At 68.5% G+C, this 14,400-nt stretch carries 11 protein-coding genes and 1 tRNA gene; 4 read left to right on the top strand and 8 right to left on the bottom strand.

Annotated elements, in window-relative coordinates; all coding sequences use genetic code 11:
• Positions 1-44: 44 nt before the first annotated feature.
• The 4 genes from ACFWIW_RS22815 to ACFWIW_RS22800 all read right to left on the bottom strand — a co-directional run bounded on the left by ACFWIW_RS22815 (position 45) and on the right by ACFWIW_RS22800 (position 4,439).
• A complete protein-coding gene (locus ACFWIW_RS22815) occupies positions 45-1,334 on the bottom strand; it encodes an MFS transporter (RefSeq protein ID WP_378370271.1) in 1,290 nt (429 codons plus the stop codon).
• Positions 1,335-1,345: 11 nt separating this feature from the next.
• Positions 1,346-1,951 carry an LmbU family transcriptional regulator gene (locus tag ACFWIW_RS22810; protein ID WP_378370270.1) on the bottom strand — a complete coding sequence of 202 codons (606 nt, stop codon included), beginning with the start codon at positions 1,949-1,951 and terminating at the stop codon, positions 1,346-1,348.
• Positions 1,952-2,753: 802 nt separating this feature from the next.
• Positions 2,754-2,826: transfer RNA gene (locus ACFWIW_RS22805), tRNA-Thr, on the bottom strand.
• 44 nt (positions 2,827-2,870) lie between these two features.
• Positions 2,871-4,439: an alkaline phosphatase D family protein gene (locus ACFWIW_RS22800; protein WP_378370269.1), complete on the bottom strand. Its 1,569-nt coding sequence runs from the start codon at positions 4,437-4,439 to the stop codon at positions 2,871-2,873.
• A 149-nt stretch (positions 4,440-4,588) separates the two neighbouring features.
• Between ACFWIW_RS22800 and ACFWIW_RS22795 the strand changes: the two genes are divergently transcribed.
• From ACFWIW_RS22795 to otsB, 3 genes are all read left to right on the top strand, one after another.
• A complete protein-coding gene (locus ACFWIW_RS22795) occupies positions 4,589-6,154 on the top strand; it encodes a threonine/serine exporter ThrE family protein (protein WP_378370268.1) in 1,566 nt (521 codons plus the stop codon).
• Positions 6,155-6,235: 81 nt separating this feature from the next.
• A complete protein-coding gene (locus tag ACFWIW_RS22790) occupies positions 6,236-7,687 on the top strand; it encodes a trehalose-6-phosphate synthase (RefSeq protein WP_016337688.1) in 1,452 nt (483 codons plus the stop codon).
• Between the two features lie 36 nt (positions 7,688-7,723).
• Positions 7,724-10,252: a trehalose-phosphatase gene (otsB, locus tag ACFWIW_RS22785; RefSeq protein WP_378370267.1), complete on the top strand. Its 2,529-nt coding sequence runs from the start codon at positions 7,724-7,726 to the stop codon at positions 10,250-10,252.
• A 140-nt stretch (positions 10,253-10,392) separates the two neighbouring features.
• Here otsB and ACFWIW_RS22780 read toward each other — a convergent pair whose 3' ends face one another.
• From ACFWIW_RS22780 to ACFWIW_RS22765, 4 genes are all read right to left on the bottom strand, one after another.
• Positions 10,393-10,665, bottom strand: a complete 273-nt coding sequence (locus ACFWIW_RS22780) for a MoaD/ThiS family protein (protein ID WP_378370266.1) — start codon at positions 10,663-10,665, stop codon at positions 10,393-10,395.
• Positions 10,666-11,718, bottom strand: coding sequence for a WD40/YVTN/BNR-like repeat-containing protein (locus ACFWIW_RS22775; protein WP_378370265.1), 1,053 nt, complete (start codon positions 11,716-11,718; stop codon positions 10,666-10,668).
• A 166-nt stretch (positions 11,719-11,884) separates the two neighbouring features.
• Positions 11,885-12,841, bottom strand: a complete 957-nt coding sequence (locus ACFWIW_RS22770; protein ID WP_016337692.1) for a glycoside hydrolase family 6 protein — start codon at positions 12,839-12,841, stop codon at positions 11,885-11,887.
• A 116-nt stretch (positions 12,842-12,957) separates the two neighbouring features.
• On the bottom strand, positions 12,958-13,605 hold the full coding sequence (locus ACFWIW_RS22765) for a C39 family peptidase (RefSeq protein ID WP_378370264.1): 648 nt from the start codon (positions 13,603-13,605) through the stop codon (positions 12,958-12,960).
• A gap of 158 nt (positions 13,606-13,763) precedes the next feature.
• Between ACFWIW_RS22765 and ACFWIW_RS22760 the strand changes: the two genes are divergently transcribed.
• Positions 13,764-14,393, top strand: a complete 630-nt coding sequence (locus ACFWIW_RS22760) for an RNA polymerase sigma factor (RefSeq protein WP_378370263.1) — start codon at positions 13,764-13,766, stop codon at positions 14,391-14,393.
• The last annotated feature ends 7 nt before the right edge of the window (positions 14,394-14,400 follow it).

The raw sequence follows: 14,400 nt of genomic DNA, 5'->3' as shown, positions 1-14,400 counted from the left end.
CTGTCAAGAAATCCGGACGCGATACGGCGTCGGCCGGGCAGGACTCAAGCGCCGCCGTCGGCGATTTCGGTCCCGCTGGCGGGACTCGCGTCTTCGGTCGCGGTGAGCCCTCGAATCGCGGGTAACGCCAACACGATCGAAGTGGCGATCAGCTGCCAGCCGACCCCGACGGCGAGCACCGCGGGAATACTCGTCGCCTCGGCCAGCGGTCCGGCGAGCGCGAGCCCGATCGGCCCGACCGCGTAAGCGCCGAAGGACACGTACGACATGACCCTCGACAAAGCTTCCGAGGGAACGTGGCGCTGCACCGTCGTGAGCCACAGCCCATTGAAAACGGCGTTGGCGACGCCTGCGGCGAGAGCGCCGGCGCACACCACGACGAGAGGCATTTCGAACGCGAGCGCGGCCGACGGCGCCGCCCAGAGGAAGGTGATCGTCGTCGTGACGACCAACGGCCGTTTCGGCCGCCTGCCCAGCAGGAGCAGGCCACCGAGGATGGAGCCTGCCCCGTACACCGCGAGCACGGTCCCCCAGGCGCCCGCGCCACCGTAAAGGGCGTGCGCGGACGCCGGCCCGAGCACCAGGTACGGGGCCCACACCACGAGGTTGAACATGGTGAACTGCAAGGTCACGGTCCAGAGCCATGGCCTGCTGCCGAAGACCTTCCAACCATCCCTCAGCTCGCCGAACAACGACGACCTCGGCCCTGGTGGCGCGTCGTTGATCCGCAAGCACAGCAAGGAAACGATACTGAGCAGGTAACTGGACGCGTCCACCATCAGCGCGACCGCCGGCGAGGTCATCGCGACGAGCACACCCGCGATGGACGGCCCGCCGACCATCGCGACGGACTGGGTGAGCCCGAGCAGGGCATTGGCCTCCGGCAGCCGTCGTGCGGACACCATTTCGGGAATGAGACCGTCGAAGGACGGTTTGAAGAACGCCTCACCGGCACCCCCGATGGCGGCCAGCGTCACGATCGTCCACAGTGGCGGGTGCCCGAGCAGGAACAGGGTGGCGACAAGGCCCTGGCTCACCGCGCGGACGCAATCGGAGATGATCATCACCCACCGGCGAGACAGCCGGTCGCCCAGTAATCCCCCGCCCAGCAGGAAAAGCACGAGCGGGACGATCCGAGCGGCAAGCACCAGGCTCAGATCGGTGAGCGAGCCGGTGCTGTCGAGCACCGCGAACGACAACGCGACCGTCGCCATCGCCGTGCCGATGTTCGAGGCCGCATAGCCACCGAAGAACAGGCGGAAGTTGCGCTCCCGGAACGGGTCGAACCGCCCCACGGTCGTCCGCTCTTCTCCTGAGGCCGTCCGCTGAACCATTCAAACCCTTCTCAGGATGGATTGGGCAAAAGAACAGACCCGGCCGCCGCGTCGAGATTCGCCACGATCCACGCGGACAGGTCGGTGTCGACCGCGCGTGCCGCCGTCTGCCACCGTTCGATGCGCTCGCGGGTGACCTCGATCCGCGGGATCACATCCCGTTCCGGCGTCGACGCGAACTTGCCCTGGCTACCGCGAATACGTCTGCGCAGCTCGTTACGGGACCACCCGGACTCTTCGGCCTGATCGAGCCAGAATTCCTGGTCCTCGCGGGGAAGCGCGGCCACCTCGGCGTGATGCTGGAAGCTGAGCTTCTCCCGCCGCCTCGAAAGGTCCACCTTTCTGGCGACCCACGCGTAGTTGCGGATCGTCTTGTAGTCCAGGCCCGCCGCTTCCGTGGCTTGCTTGTACCGGTCCCGGTAGCGGGATTCGCCGAAGACGATCCAGTCACCGAGGCACCAAGCACTCGAATCGGCGACCCGGGAAAGCTGAAGCCCGGCCTGCTCCCACTTCTCATAGGTGATCGACGAGGGCAGATGCAACCCGACCCGGGTGATGAGCACCCGGGTGTCCGGCCGTCTGGCGGCGCCCGGCACGATCCGACGCGACTCCTCCAAGATGTTCCCGACCCTCGACCGGCTCGGCGTCGTCACAATTTCCCCTGCCCCCCGACGAAAACTCGACAAAGCGGAGCTGCTCCGCCAAGGCCGTTTCCAGCGCACTTCCGGCCGATATCGTAGGCCGACGGGAAAGCGGGCCTTTTCCGCACTCCGACCTGCGGGGAAAATCGCATAAATGGACGCGACACGCAACCACCCCCCAAGGATGTTTGTCTGCCCTGTAAACGCTCTTCGCGTAACTCCCACCCCGGCAGTTCCACCCCGCCGGCGCTCAATTCCCGACGCTAGCCACGATTGTGTAACTTGTCAACCACACCAATGAGTCACCCATTCGGACGTTGACGCCCGCGCGACGGCTTGCTACTTCGAGGCGAGGAAACGTGGCGTCGTGAGTGTTTTGGGTCGTTCTAACGACACTTGCCACTCACGCCCCCCGCACCGAGCGTCGCCCGGCAAGACATAGGCAATACCTCACCGGAATGCCCGGCTTCTGCCTCGACCGCGTGGGAATAGGACGACGAGTGCCCCCTGTTTCCGCGCACCCCTCGCTCCGCGCGACATCAATCGGCACGGTTCGCGCGTCTTTAAGCGAGAAGTTCAATAGGCGCGCCTACGGATTTCGTAGCCGGTCAGCGTCAGCCGCCACGACATCTATTTGTCGCCATCCGATGCCGGGTCGCGCTTCGTCCGTGGACGGCGACGAGTTCGAGCGGCACCGCGGATCCGGCCGCACGACCTCGGGCACGTCCCGCCCCGACGGAAAACGACCGGGCACCCCTCGGGCACCCGGTCGTGCCTGAGCCGCCAAGGGGGCTCGAACCCCTGACCTTCTGTTTACAAGACAGATGCTCTACCAGCTGAGCTATAGCGGCCTCGCCCAGGGCAGCCTGGGCGAGGCCAGTATATCGGCGCCCGTTCAGCGCCCCGCAGGGCGCACCCGGGGCTCCCCGGCCACGGCCCGGAAGGCGTGCGCGAACGTCACGGCGGTCGCCGGGTCGCGGCGGTCGGCGACGTAGTACCAGTTCATCCGGACGGCGTCCGGGGTCACTTCCAGGACGCCGGGGCCGTGCGAGTCGAGTTCCACGAAACGCACGTGCGGGTTCAGCGCCCGGATCGCGGCCTCGACCTGCAGTGAGCCGGTCCGCGGCGGGACGCCGAGCTGCTCGTCGATGTTGTCCGAGGTGACCGACGGGCAGACGAATTCCACCGCGACGCTCGCTCCGTCCCGCGGCACGTCGTTCGCCCACGACGAGTGCACGTCGCCGGTCAGGAACACCGTGTTGCCCCGGCCTTGCGCGGCGATGGTGTCGAGGACCAGGCGACGGTCGGCGGTGTAGCCGTCCCATTGGTCGGTGTTGACCGTGGTCGGCTGGCCGTCGAGCAGGTCGCCGAGCGCGAGCCGTTCGCGGGTGGGCAGCGCGGGGATCTTGATGGGCGTGACCATCACCGAGTTCCCGATCAGGTTCCAGGACGCGGTCCCGCGCGCGAGGCCGTCCAGGAACCACTGCCGCTGATCGGCGCCGAGGATGGTGTCTTCCGGCGTGACCGGCCCTGGCTGCCGCGTCCGGTACGTCCGCAGGTCCAGCATGGTCAGGTCGGCCAGCTTCCCGAATTTCAGCCGCCGGTACAGCCGGTCGCCGCGGTGCCGCACCGGCATCCATTCGAAGTACGCCTGGTGCGCCGCCCGCATCCGGTCCGTCCAGTCGCCCTCGGTCGCCGGGTCGTGTGACGGCGATCCGCCGGACCAGGCGTTGTCGGCGGCCTCGTGGTCGTCCCAGGTCGCGATCATCGGATGCCGGGCGTGGAGCCGCCGGAGGTGCTCGTCGGTCTTGTACATCGCGTGACGTCGCCGGTAGTCCGCCAGGGTGATCAACTCGTTGGGCGGTACCGATGGCCGGAGATCACTTGCAGGGTTGGGATTTCCTTCGTAGAGGTAGTCACCCAGGTGAATGAAGGCGTCCAGATCGTCACGGGCGGCCAGATAGCCGTAGGGGGCGAAGTGACCGACAGCCCAGTTCGCACACGAGACCACGCCGAAGCGCAGGCTCTCGACGTCCTCGTCGCGCGAAGGCGCCGTGCGGGTCCGGCCGGTCGGCGAGACCTTCCCCTTGGCCGTGAACCGGTACCAATACCCGGTCGACGCGCACAGCCCGCCCGCCGTCACCTTCACCGTGTGGTCGCGTTCCGGGCCGGTCCGGAGGTGACCGCGAGCGACGACGCGGGCGAATCCGGCGTCCTCGGCCACCTCCCACCGGACGTCTGCCGCCGCCCCTTTTCCGGATCCCGGAACCGCGTCCGGAGACGGCGTGACACGGGTCCAGAGAAGGACCGAATCGGGCATCGGATCGCCCGACGCCACACCGTGCGCGAAAACCGGGGCCTCCGCCCCGCTAGATGCACCCGAAAGGGTGAATGTCGCCGCGCTTCCGGCAGCGGTGACACCGGCCGCGCGAAGAACGGAACGCCTGCTCACAGAGGACGCCATGGCATGCAGTGTGCCGTAAACCGGCAACCCCGCGATGATCTTCCTCCGACGTGGTGGACGCCACTTCGGGTTTCCTGCAACGGTCGAGGCACCGGCCCCGATGCTCCTCGGGAATGTCCCTCGAACAAGAGTGAGGAGGTGGATCGATCATGAAGATCAACGAGCACACCAAGGGAGCCAAGCGCGGCGAACGCGGTGTCGGAAAGAACCAGGACGAAACACCCGAACGTGGCGAATGGCTGCTGGAAGCGCCGCGCCAGCGTGACGGAGAGCGATCGATCCCCCAGACTCGCTCGCACCGGCCGAATCTGCTTCGCCGCCGCGCCTGGCAGATCCTCGAAGCGCCGACGGCCGAGCAGCCCGCCGTCGACGTCGACGAGGCGATGGGCCCGCAGCCGCCGGACGACACGACGGTCAACTTCGTCCTGGACCTGGTCCTGCGCATCGGCGAGGTCCAGATGTCGAGCGGCGCCGGCGCCTCCGACGTCACCGCGACGATCATCGCGCTGACCTCCGCGCTCGGCCTGCCGCACTGCGAGGTCGACGTGATCTTCACGTCGATCACGGTGACCTGCCACCGCGGCACCGACATGGCGCCGGTGACGGCGCTGCGCGTCGTCCGGTCGCGCAGCCTCGACTACACGCGGCTCACCCAGACCGAGACGCTGGTCCGCCGGATCGTCCGCGGCAACATCGGTGCCGAAGAGGCACAGCAGGAACTGCAGCGGATCACGACGGCGCCGCACCCGTACCCCCGTTGGGTGGCCACGGCCGCTTGGGGCGGGCTGGCCGCGTTCATCACCCTGATCCTCGGCGGCAGTATCGACGTCGCACTGGTCGCGCTGGTGATCAGCGCGGTCATCGACCGGCTCGGCCGTTTCTTGAACCGCTTCGCGCTGCCGTTCTTCTTCCAGCAGGTGATCGGCGGCCTGGTCGCGACGCTGTCGGCGATGGCGATAGTCAGCAGCAACCTGCTCACCACGGACAAACCCACGCTGGTCGTCGCGGCGGCCGTCACCGTGCTGCTGTCCGGGCTCTCCACGGTCTCCGCCGTGCAGGACGCCATCACCGGCTACTACGTCACGGCGGCCGGGCGCACGATGGAAACGGCGCTGATGAGTGCCGGGCTGATCGCGGGCGTGGTGCTGGCGCTGAAGATCGCGCTGCTGCTCGATCTCCCACTGACGCCGCTGCCCGAGGTCGTCTCGTCGACGCCGCAGGACCTGCCGATCATCATCCTCGGCAGCGTCGGCGCGTCGGCCTGCTTCGCGCTCGCCTCGTATTCGACGTTGCGCGCGATGATCGTCGCGGGGGCGGCGGGCGCCGTCGGCGGCGCGGTCTACGGGGCCTTGATGCTGACCGATTTCCAGGCAGTCAGTTCGTCCGCGGTCGCCGCCACGCTGGTCGGTTTCTGCGGCGGCGTGCTCGCCCGGCGCCTCAAAGTGACGCCGCTCGTGGTGGCTGTGTCCGGCATCACGCCCCTCCTCCCCGGCCTCTCCACCTATCGTGGTCTATACCAATTGGGCGTCGAGTCCGGCGGGAACATCTCGACGCTGATGACCGCGGTCGCGATCGGGCTTGCCCTGGCAGCGGGTGTGGTTCTCGGCGAATACCTCGCGCAGCCGGTGCGCACGGGGCTCGGCAGGCTGGAACGCAAATTCGCCGGGCCGCGGATGGCGGGTCCGCTGGCACCCGCCGAACGACGCTTGGAGTGATCTCTCGGCGACGGGCCGTGGCCTCCTCGCGCGATAGGGTTTCCGCTTAGGGCAGCGACCCGCGATTCGAGGGAGCGGCTGGTGGACGAAGTGATTGCCGAGACGAGCAGAACGGCCTCCGCGGATTTCGTGGTGGTGGCGAACAGGCTCCCGGTGGACCTCGAACGGACCGCCGACGGGAGCAGGCGCTGGACGGCGAGCCCCGGCGGGCTGGTGTCGGCGCTCGAACCCTTCCTGCGCTCGCGCAAGGGAGCCTGGGTCGGGTGGCCGGGTGTGCCCGACGTCGACGTCGAGGAGTTCGACGACGACGGCCTGGTACTGCACCCGGTCTCCCTGACCTCGGACGACGTCCGCGACTACTACGAGGGTTTCTCCAACGCGACGCTCTGGCCGCTGTACCACGACGTGGTGGCGCGGCCGGTGTTCGACCGGAGCTGGTGGGAGTCCTACGTCCGGGTGAACCGGCGCTTCGCCGAGGCGAGCGCGAAGGTCGCCGCCGAGGGCGCGACCGTGTGGATCCAGGACTACCAGCTGCAACTGGTCCCGGCGATGCTCCGCGAACTGCGTCCCGATCTCCGGATCGGGTTCTTCCTGCACATCCCGTTCCCCCCGGTCGAGTTGTTCATGCAGATGCCGTGGCGGACCGAGATCGTCCGCGGCCTGGTCGGGGCCGACCTCGTCGGCTTCCACCGGCCGGGTGGCGCGCAGAACTTCCTCTGGCTGGCGCGGCAGCTGGCCGGTCTCGAATCCAGCCGCGGCGCGGTCGGCATCCGCACCCGCCCCGGCCTGATGCAGGTCGGCGACCGCACGGTGCGGGTCGGCGCGTTCCCGATCTCCATCGACGCCATCGGCCTCGACAAACTCGCCAAGACCAAGGGCGTCGCCGAACGCGCCGCCCAGCTGCGCCGCGACCTGGGCAATCCGAAGAAGGTCCTGCTCGGCGTCGACCGGCTCGACTACACGAAGGGCATCGACCTGCGGTTGCAGGCGCTGCACGAGCTGCTGCACGAAGGCCGCGTCCGTCCGGAAGACGTCACCTTCGTCCAGCTGGCCACGCCGAGCCGCGAGCGCGTCGAGCACTACCAGCGGATGCGCGGCGACATCGAGCAGATGGTCGGGCGGATCAACGGCGAGTTCGCGCGCGTGGGTCACCCGGTCGTGCATTATCTGCATCAGTCCGTGAACCGGACGGAGCTGGCCGCCTTCTTCTCCGCGGCCGACGTCATGGTGGTCACTCCCCTGCGTGACGGGATGAACCTCGTCTGCAAGGAGTACGTCGCCTGCCGCCACGACCTGGGCGGTTCGCTCGTGCTTTCGGAGTTCGCCGGCGCCGCGGCCGAGCTGACCAGTGCGCTCCTGGTCAACCCGCATGATCTGGACGGGGTGAAGAACGCCTTGGAGACTGCCATTACGCTCGACCCCGCAGAGGGACGCCGCCGTATGCGCGCCATGCGTCGACAGGTCCTCACGCATGACGTCGACCGCTGGGCGCGCTCGTTCCTCCAAGCGCTCGGTGCCGAACCGGCCGACTGATCCCCCTACCCCGCATAGTTTCCCGAGGAGAAATCGTTGACCGCCGAGGCACTGCCCGCCGAGCTGCGGCGCGCGATTGTCCAGGTCGCGCGCACCCCGCGGCTGCTGGTCGCCTGCGACTACGACGGCACGCTGGCTCCGATCACGGCCAACCCGGACGAAGCCCGTCCCCTGCCCGAATCGGTAGGCGCCCTCAGGTCGCTGGCCGGCCTGCACGAGACGACCACCGCGGTCATCTCCGGCCGCGCGCTGCGCGATCTCGCCACCCTGTCCCGTCTCCCGGCCGAGGTGAACCTGGTCGGCAGCCACGGGTCCGAGTTCGACATCGGCTTCATCCACGCGCTCGACGACAAGGCCCGCGAACTCCACAGACGGCTCGAAGCCGAGCTGGAGAACCTGGTGCTCGACGTACCGGGCGTCTCGCTCGAGGTCAAGCCCGCGAGTATCGCGGTGCACGTCCGCCGAGCCGAACACGAGGCGGGCCGCCGGGTTCTCCGTGATGTCCACAATGGACCTTCGAAATGGGAGGGCGTGTCCACGACCGACGGCAAGGAGGTCGTCGAGCTCGCGGTCGTCCAGACGGACAAGGGCCGCGCGCTGGACACCCTGCGCCACCAGGTCGGCGCGACGGCGGCGGTCTTCCTCGGCGACGACGTCACCGACGAGAAGGCGTTCGCCCGGATCTCCGGCCCGGACCTCGGCGTGAAGGTCGGCGACGGCGAAAGCCTCGCCCAGTACCGGGTTCCGGACACCGTCGACGTCGCGATGGCGCTCGCCTTCCTGCTCGAAGAGCGGCGCAACTGGCTCTACGGCGAGCAGGCACCGCCGATCGAGCGGCTTTCCCTGCTGGCCAACGAACGTTCGGTCGCGCTGGTCACGCCGGACGCCCGGCTGACCTGGCTGTGCCACCCCGGCCCCGACGCGCCCGCGATCTTCGCGGATCTGCTCGGCGGTGCCGGCGCGGGCCACTTCTCGATCAAGCCGCACCGCAACGGCCTGCCGCTCGGGCAGCGTTACCTGCCGAACACGATGACGGTCGAGACCCGCTGGTCGCGGCTGCTCGTCACCGACTACCTCGAACCGGAGAGCCCCGCGCACCGCACGGATCTCGTCCGGGTGATCTCGGGTGAGACGGCGGCGGAGATCGTGTTCGCGCCCCGCCCCGAATTCGGCGGTGTGCCGGTGACCCTGCTCGCCCAGGGCGACGGGATCCTGGTGCAGGGCACCTCGGAACCGTTCGCGCTGCGCTCACCGGGGGTCGAATGGGAGATCACCTCCGACGGCATGAACGACACCGCGACGGCGCTCGTCACCCCCACCCCGGAGAACCCGGTGGTGCTCGAACTCCGTTGCGGCACGTCGGATCTCGGCGAGCACGAACTGTCCGAAGTGGAGCGACGGGCGCGCGCGGGCGACTACTGGAGCAATTGGGCGCGCACGCTCAAGCTGCCCAGTGTCCAGACCGATCTCGTCGGCCGCTCGGCGCTCACCCTGCGCGGGCTGGTGAACACCGACACCGGCGGAGTGCTCGCGGCGGCGACCTCCTCGCTGCCGGAGGAGATCGGCGGCGTCCGCAACTGGGACTACCGCTACTGCTGGATCCGCGACGCGGCCATGACCGTGCGCGAACTGGTCCACCTCGGCTCGACCGAAGAGGCCGAAGGCTACCTCCGGTGGCTGCACGGCGTTCTGTCCACTTTGGCCGGTCCGGAACGGCTGCACCCGCTGTACACCTTGGCTGGCAGCGTGATCGGCGCCGAAGCGGTCATCGAATCGCTGCCCGGGTACGCCGGTTCGCGGCCGGTCCGCGTCGGCAACCTGGCGAACCACCAGGTGCAGCTGGACGTGTTCGGCCCGGTCGTCGAGCTCGTGCAGACACTGGCCGAGGCGCGCGGCGAACTGCGCGACGAGGACTGGCAGATGGTGCGCGCGATGGCCGAGGCCGTCACGCGGCGCTGGAACGAGCCGGACCACGGCATCTGGGAGGAGCGGCACGTGCCGCGCCACCGGGTGTACTCGCGGGTGATGTGCTGGGTGACCATCGACCGGGCGGTCAAACTGGGCGAGGTCTACGGCCGTGCGGTGCCGGGCGCGTGGCCCGCGCTGCGCGACGAGATCGCCGCGGACGTGCTGGAGAAGGGCTGGAACGAAGAGGTCCAGGCCTTCACCACCGCCTACGACGGAACGGACCTCGACGCCGCTTCGCTGTTCGTCGGGCTGACGGGGCTGATCGACCCGGCCGACCCGCGCTTCCAGTCCACGGTGACCGCGATCGAGGCGGAACTGCGCAGTGGGTCCACTGTGTACCGGTACCGCCGCGACGACGGCCTTCCCGGCGGCGAGGGCGGTTTCCACATCTGCGCGGCCTGGCTCATCGAGGCGTACCTGCTCACCGGGCGGCGCACCGAGGCCGAGGAACTGTTCACGCAGATCGTCGACGCCGCGGGACCGACGGGGCTGCTGCCCGAGCAGTTCGACCCGATCGCGGAGCGCTCGCTGGGCAACCACCCGCAGGCGTACTCGCATATCGGGCTGATCCGCTGCGCGAACCTGCTTTCCCAATAGGAGCCGCTCCCACGTCGGATGGCGCGGGCTTCGAGACGCCGTGAAGGCCTCCTTCCCTACTCTCAAGGTAGGGAAGGAGGCCTTCACGATCTTCGGAGGCCAGACGCACCCGAGCGGAGGCGACGCGGGGAAAGTCCCCTTCAGCCCCCGGCGACCGACGGGATGATCTGAACTTCCTTCGCTTCCGCGAGCGAAGTCTTGGCACCATCGAGGCGGCGGCATTCCTCGCCGTCCACATAGAAGTTCACATAACGCCGCAGCGCACCGGTCTCGTCACGCAGACGGCGTTCCAGCGCGGGATAACCGGCGCCGAGCGAGTCCAGGACGGCGTCGAGCGTCGGGGCGTCGACTTCGAGCGTCCCCACGCCGCCCGCGAGCGGCCGCAGCATCGCGGGCAGCAGGACCCGGACCATCTAGACCACCTGGGCCCGGACGCACAGCACGTCCGGCAGATGCGCGGCCACCTGATGCCAGGTGTCGCCTCCGTCGGGGCTGGCCCACACTTCACCGGATCGTGTGCCGAAGTAGATACCGTCCCGCGCGTCGACGCACATGCCGTCCCGGAGCACACCCGCGTAGAAACCCTTGTCCGGCAAGCCGTTTCCGAGCCCCGTCCAGGTCTCGCCGGCGTCCTGGCTGCGATAGACCCGGCAGCGGCCCTCCGGCGGGAACCGGAGCACGTCGGCCACCAAGGGGAAGTTGTAGACGGTGTCCGGTTCGGTCGGATGGACGACCATGGCGAATCCGAAGTCGTTCGGCAAGCCACCGGCGATGGACTTCCACGTCTTCGCGTCGTCGTCGCTGCGATAGACACCGCCGTGGTTCTGCAGGAAGAACCGTTCCGGCCGCGCCGGATGCATCGCGACCTTGTGCACGCACTGCCCGAATTCGGGTTCCTCGTCGGGCAGGAATCCCGCGCTGATCCCGCGGTTCGACGCCGTCCAGCTCTTGCCGCCGTCCTCGGTGCGGTAGACGCCGCCCGTCGACATGGCGACGGTGATCCGCCGAGGGTCCGTGGGATGCGGCAGGATCGTGTGGATCATCTGGCCGCCGCCACCGGGAGTCCAGTGTGGACGGTGTTCGTGATCCCACAGCCCGCGCACGAGTTCGAAGGTCTCGCCGCCGTCTTCGGACCGGAACAGCGCGGACGGCTCGACACCGGCGTAGACGACGTCACCGGCGAGCACGATCTGCCAGATTCCTTCGAGCGCGGTCTCCGTGTCGGCGGGGAAGGCCACCGGGGCGTGATCGGGTTCGGCCCAGGTCTCGCCGAAGTCCCCGGACGTCGCGATCGTCGGACCGAAGTGCTCGTTGACCGCGGCCGCGTAGACCTTGGCGGGGGTCAGCGCGACCGCGCGCACCGCCTCCATCGGGAACTTCGGCTCGGAGAGTTCCCAGTTCTCGCGATCCTCGCTGCGGGCGAGGAACAAGCCCTTCCTGGTACCGATCCCCAGCTGGAACTCCACGACGCCGTCCTCCTTGATAGTGACTGTGACCCAGGTCACCGTACTACCGGGAGCGCGGAAATGGAGGCGTCGCGCCGGCTGCTGTCCAAGGGGTCGTGGCCTTCGCCTTCTCGGGAGAACGAGGGTCACAGACGAGCAGCCGGCGCGACGGGCTTCAGGGGTGCGGTCAGGTGCCGCTGATCAGGCGCAGGGCGAGATCGGGGCTGAACTGACCGGCTTCGACGTTCGGCGCGATCCCGCATTTGCCGTCGGAATCACCGGGCACCTTGACCCAGAGCAGCATCTCGGCGCCGCCGCCGGTCTGCGAGGTCGCCCCGAGCTTGCGCCCGGCCGGGTTGCACCATTCGGAGCCGAGCGGGCCGTTGCCGTTGCGGCTCGTGTCGATCACGAACGGCTTCGTGTAGCCGTACTTGCTCGACAGCGCGGCACTGACGGCCTTGCCGTAGTTCGCCGAGTCGGTGGTGGTCTTGTAGTTCGACACGTTGATCGCGAGACCGCGGATCGACTTCACCCCGACGGCGTTGAGCCGGTCGGCCATGGTCGCGGCCGGGATCCAGGTCGAGTTGCCGCCGTCCATGTACGCCCAGGTGTTCGGGGCCTTCGCGGCGAACTGCTCCGCGGCGTACTTGAGGAGGTCGAGGCGGGTCTGGCGCTCACCGGTCGGCAGGCAGTCGACCTGCGCGAGCGCGTCCGGCTCGATGACGACGACCGCGGGTTTGCCGCCGATGCCGTCGGCGAAGTTCGAGATCCAGGTCCGGTACGCCTCCGGGCTGCCCGCGCCGCCGCCGGAGTGACCGCCGCAGTCACGGCCGGGGATGTTGTACGCGACCAGGATCGGCAGCTTGTCCGCGACGTCGGCGGCGTAGGTGTATCCGTCGACGGCCTTCTTGACGTCGCCACTCCAGTTGCCGAACCAGCGCGCGCCCGCCTTGGTGGAGATGGCGGCCTTGATCTTGTCGGCGGTACTGCCCGGGTGGTCCCTGACCCAGACCGCGGGGTTGGAGTTCGGGTCGACGTAGAAGCCGTTGGTCTTCTCGAGCGGGTTGCCGTCGGCGGCCATGGCCGGGGTGGCGGCCAGGGCCAGCAGCGAGGCGGCCAGCAGACCGAGCGTCTTGATGCGCATGCCCGTCAGCTTCGTGACCTCCCGTACAAGATTCGTACAACCCGCGCGTTTCGTCCTCTGAATGCGATCCTTGCGCGTGCAAGTAACGCGTTCAGAGGACGAAACGCGGGAGGGGATCAGGCCGAGTAGCCCTTCGGCGGGATCAAAGTGGCGAGCTGGTTGAAGGTGAGCCAGTAGATCTGGTTGCCGCCGAAGTTGGCCGGGTCGGCGATCTTCACCGTCATGTTGTCGCTGTTGTAGCCGATGATCGTGAAGTAGTGGTAGATCGTGTAGTTCGGGTAGCCCGGCGGGTGGTTGTTCGCCGGGGCGACGATATTCGCGACGATCGCGTAGCCCTTGTCGATGTCCAGCACGATGTCGCGCCACAGCAGGTCGCGCTGCGCCTGGGTCGGCGGGTCGTTCGGCATCTCCTTGGTCTCGTACCAGCCACCGGCGACGTGGTTGTTGAGGACGCGAGTGACCTGCCCGATCCAGTCGGTGCCGTTGGTGGTGGTCGGCAGTTCGTTCGCGAGCTGCTGCTGGCTCGGCGGGTTGCCGTTCTTGGCCGAGATGGCGATCCGGGTCGCGGCCGGGCCGCACCAGTACCCGGTCTCCTGGATCTGGTACTGGATGTTGAGCTCAGCGGCCGCCCGGACCCCTTCGACCTTGGCGGGCGGCGCCATCGCGTTCACGTCAACGGCATTGCCCGCCTGGGCCACCGCCGGAGCGGTGATCAACGCGGACGCCGCGAGCGCGGCGACGACCACGGTCCTGAATCGACGCATGGTAATCCTTCCCCAGTTTCACTTCTGAATGGTGAATAGTGAACATGATCGCCGGTCCCGCGGCTTTTGTCTGCGGCTTCACCTGCGCTTTCCCCGGTCGGCCCACGACGAAAGTAGGATCGGATGAACGCTTCGAGGCTCATCGGGCAATAGCGATCGTGCAGGTGATGAAAGACGATCACGAGCAGGCCGGCTCGCGTGGACCGGACAGGCCGGATCTCGGTGGCCCCGATCCCGCACCCGTGTTCGGCATGCTCTTCGACGCCCACGCGGCACCGCTGCAGCGCTATCTCGCGCGCCGCGTCGGCACGGAGACCGCGCACGACCTCGTCGCCGAAACGTTCCTCGTGGCGCTCCGGCGACGCGAGACGTACCGCCCGGAGGCCGGGACGGCGCGGGCGTGGCTCTACGGCATCGCGACGAACCTGCTGCGGCATCATGTCCGCACCGAGATGCGGGCCCTCAACGCGACGGCCCGGCTCGCGGCCGCCGACCAGGCGGTCTCGGCCGGGCACGACGGCCGGGTCGCCGAGCGGGTCGACGCCCAGTCCCGCGCGGCCCAGCTGGCGGGCGCGCTGGCCGAATTGAGCGTCGCGGACCGCGACACCTTGCTTCTGGTCTCGTGGGCGGGCTTGGATCCGGGCGAGGTCGCCGAGGCGCTCGGCATCCCCGCGGGGACGGTGAGATCGCGGCTGCACCGGATCCGGAGATGGCTGCGCGCCAACGCACCGGAGTACACAAAGGACGGATCGAGCAAAAGGGAGGAGGGCGAAAGTGCACGGCGATAGGGTCAGG

Source organism: Amycolatopsis sp. NPDC058340, assembly GCF_042723975.1.
GTDB lineage: Bacteria > Actinomycetota > Actinomycetes > Mycobacteriales > Pseudonocardiaceae > Amycolatopsis.
The sequence above is the reverse complement of the archived record's forward strand: the minus strand, read 5'-3'. Positions and strand labels throughout refer to the sequence as shown.

Excerpts from the sequence above, each read along its gene's own strand:
- ACFWIW_RS22815 (WP_378370271.1), bottom strand. The coding sequence starts at position 1,334 with ATGGTTCAGCGGACGGCCTCAGGAGAAGAGCGGACGACCGTGGGGCGG.
- ACFWIW_RS22800 (WP_378370269.1), bottom strand. The coding sequence starts at position 4,439 with ATGGCGTCCTCTGTGAGCAGGCGTTCCGTTCTTCGCGCGGCCGGTGTC.
- ACFWIW_RS22795 (WP_378370268.1), top strand. The coding sequence starts at position 4,589 with ATGAAGATCAACGAGCACACCAAGGGAGCCAAGCGCGGCGAACGCGGT.
- ACFWIW_RS22780 (WP_378370266.1), bottom strand. The coding sequence starts at position 10,665 with ATGGTCCGGGTCCTGCTGCCCGCGATGCTGCGGCCGCTCGCGGGCGGC.
- ACFWIW_RS22770 (WP_016337692.1), bottom strand. The coding sequence starts at position 12,841 with ATGCGCATCAAGACGCTCGGTCTGCTGGCCGCCTCGCTGCTGGCCCTG.
- ACFWIW_RS22765 (WP_378370264.1), bottom strand. The coding sequence starts at position 13,605 with ATGCGTCGATTCAGGACCGTGGTCGTCGCCGCGCTCGCGGCGTCCGCG.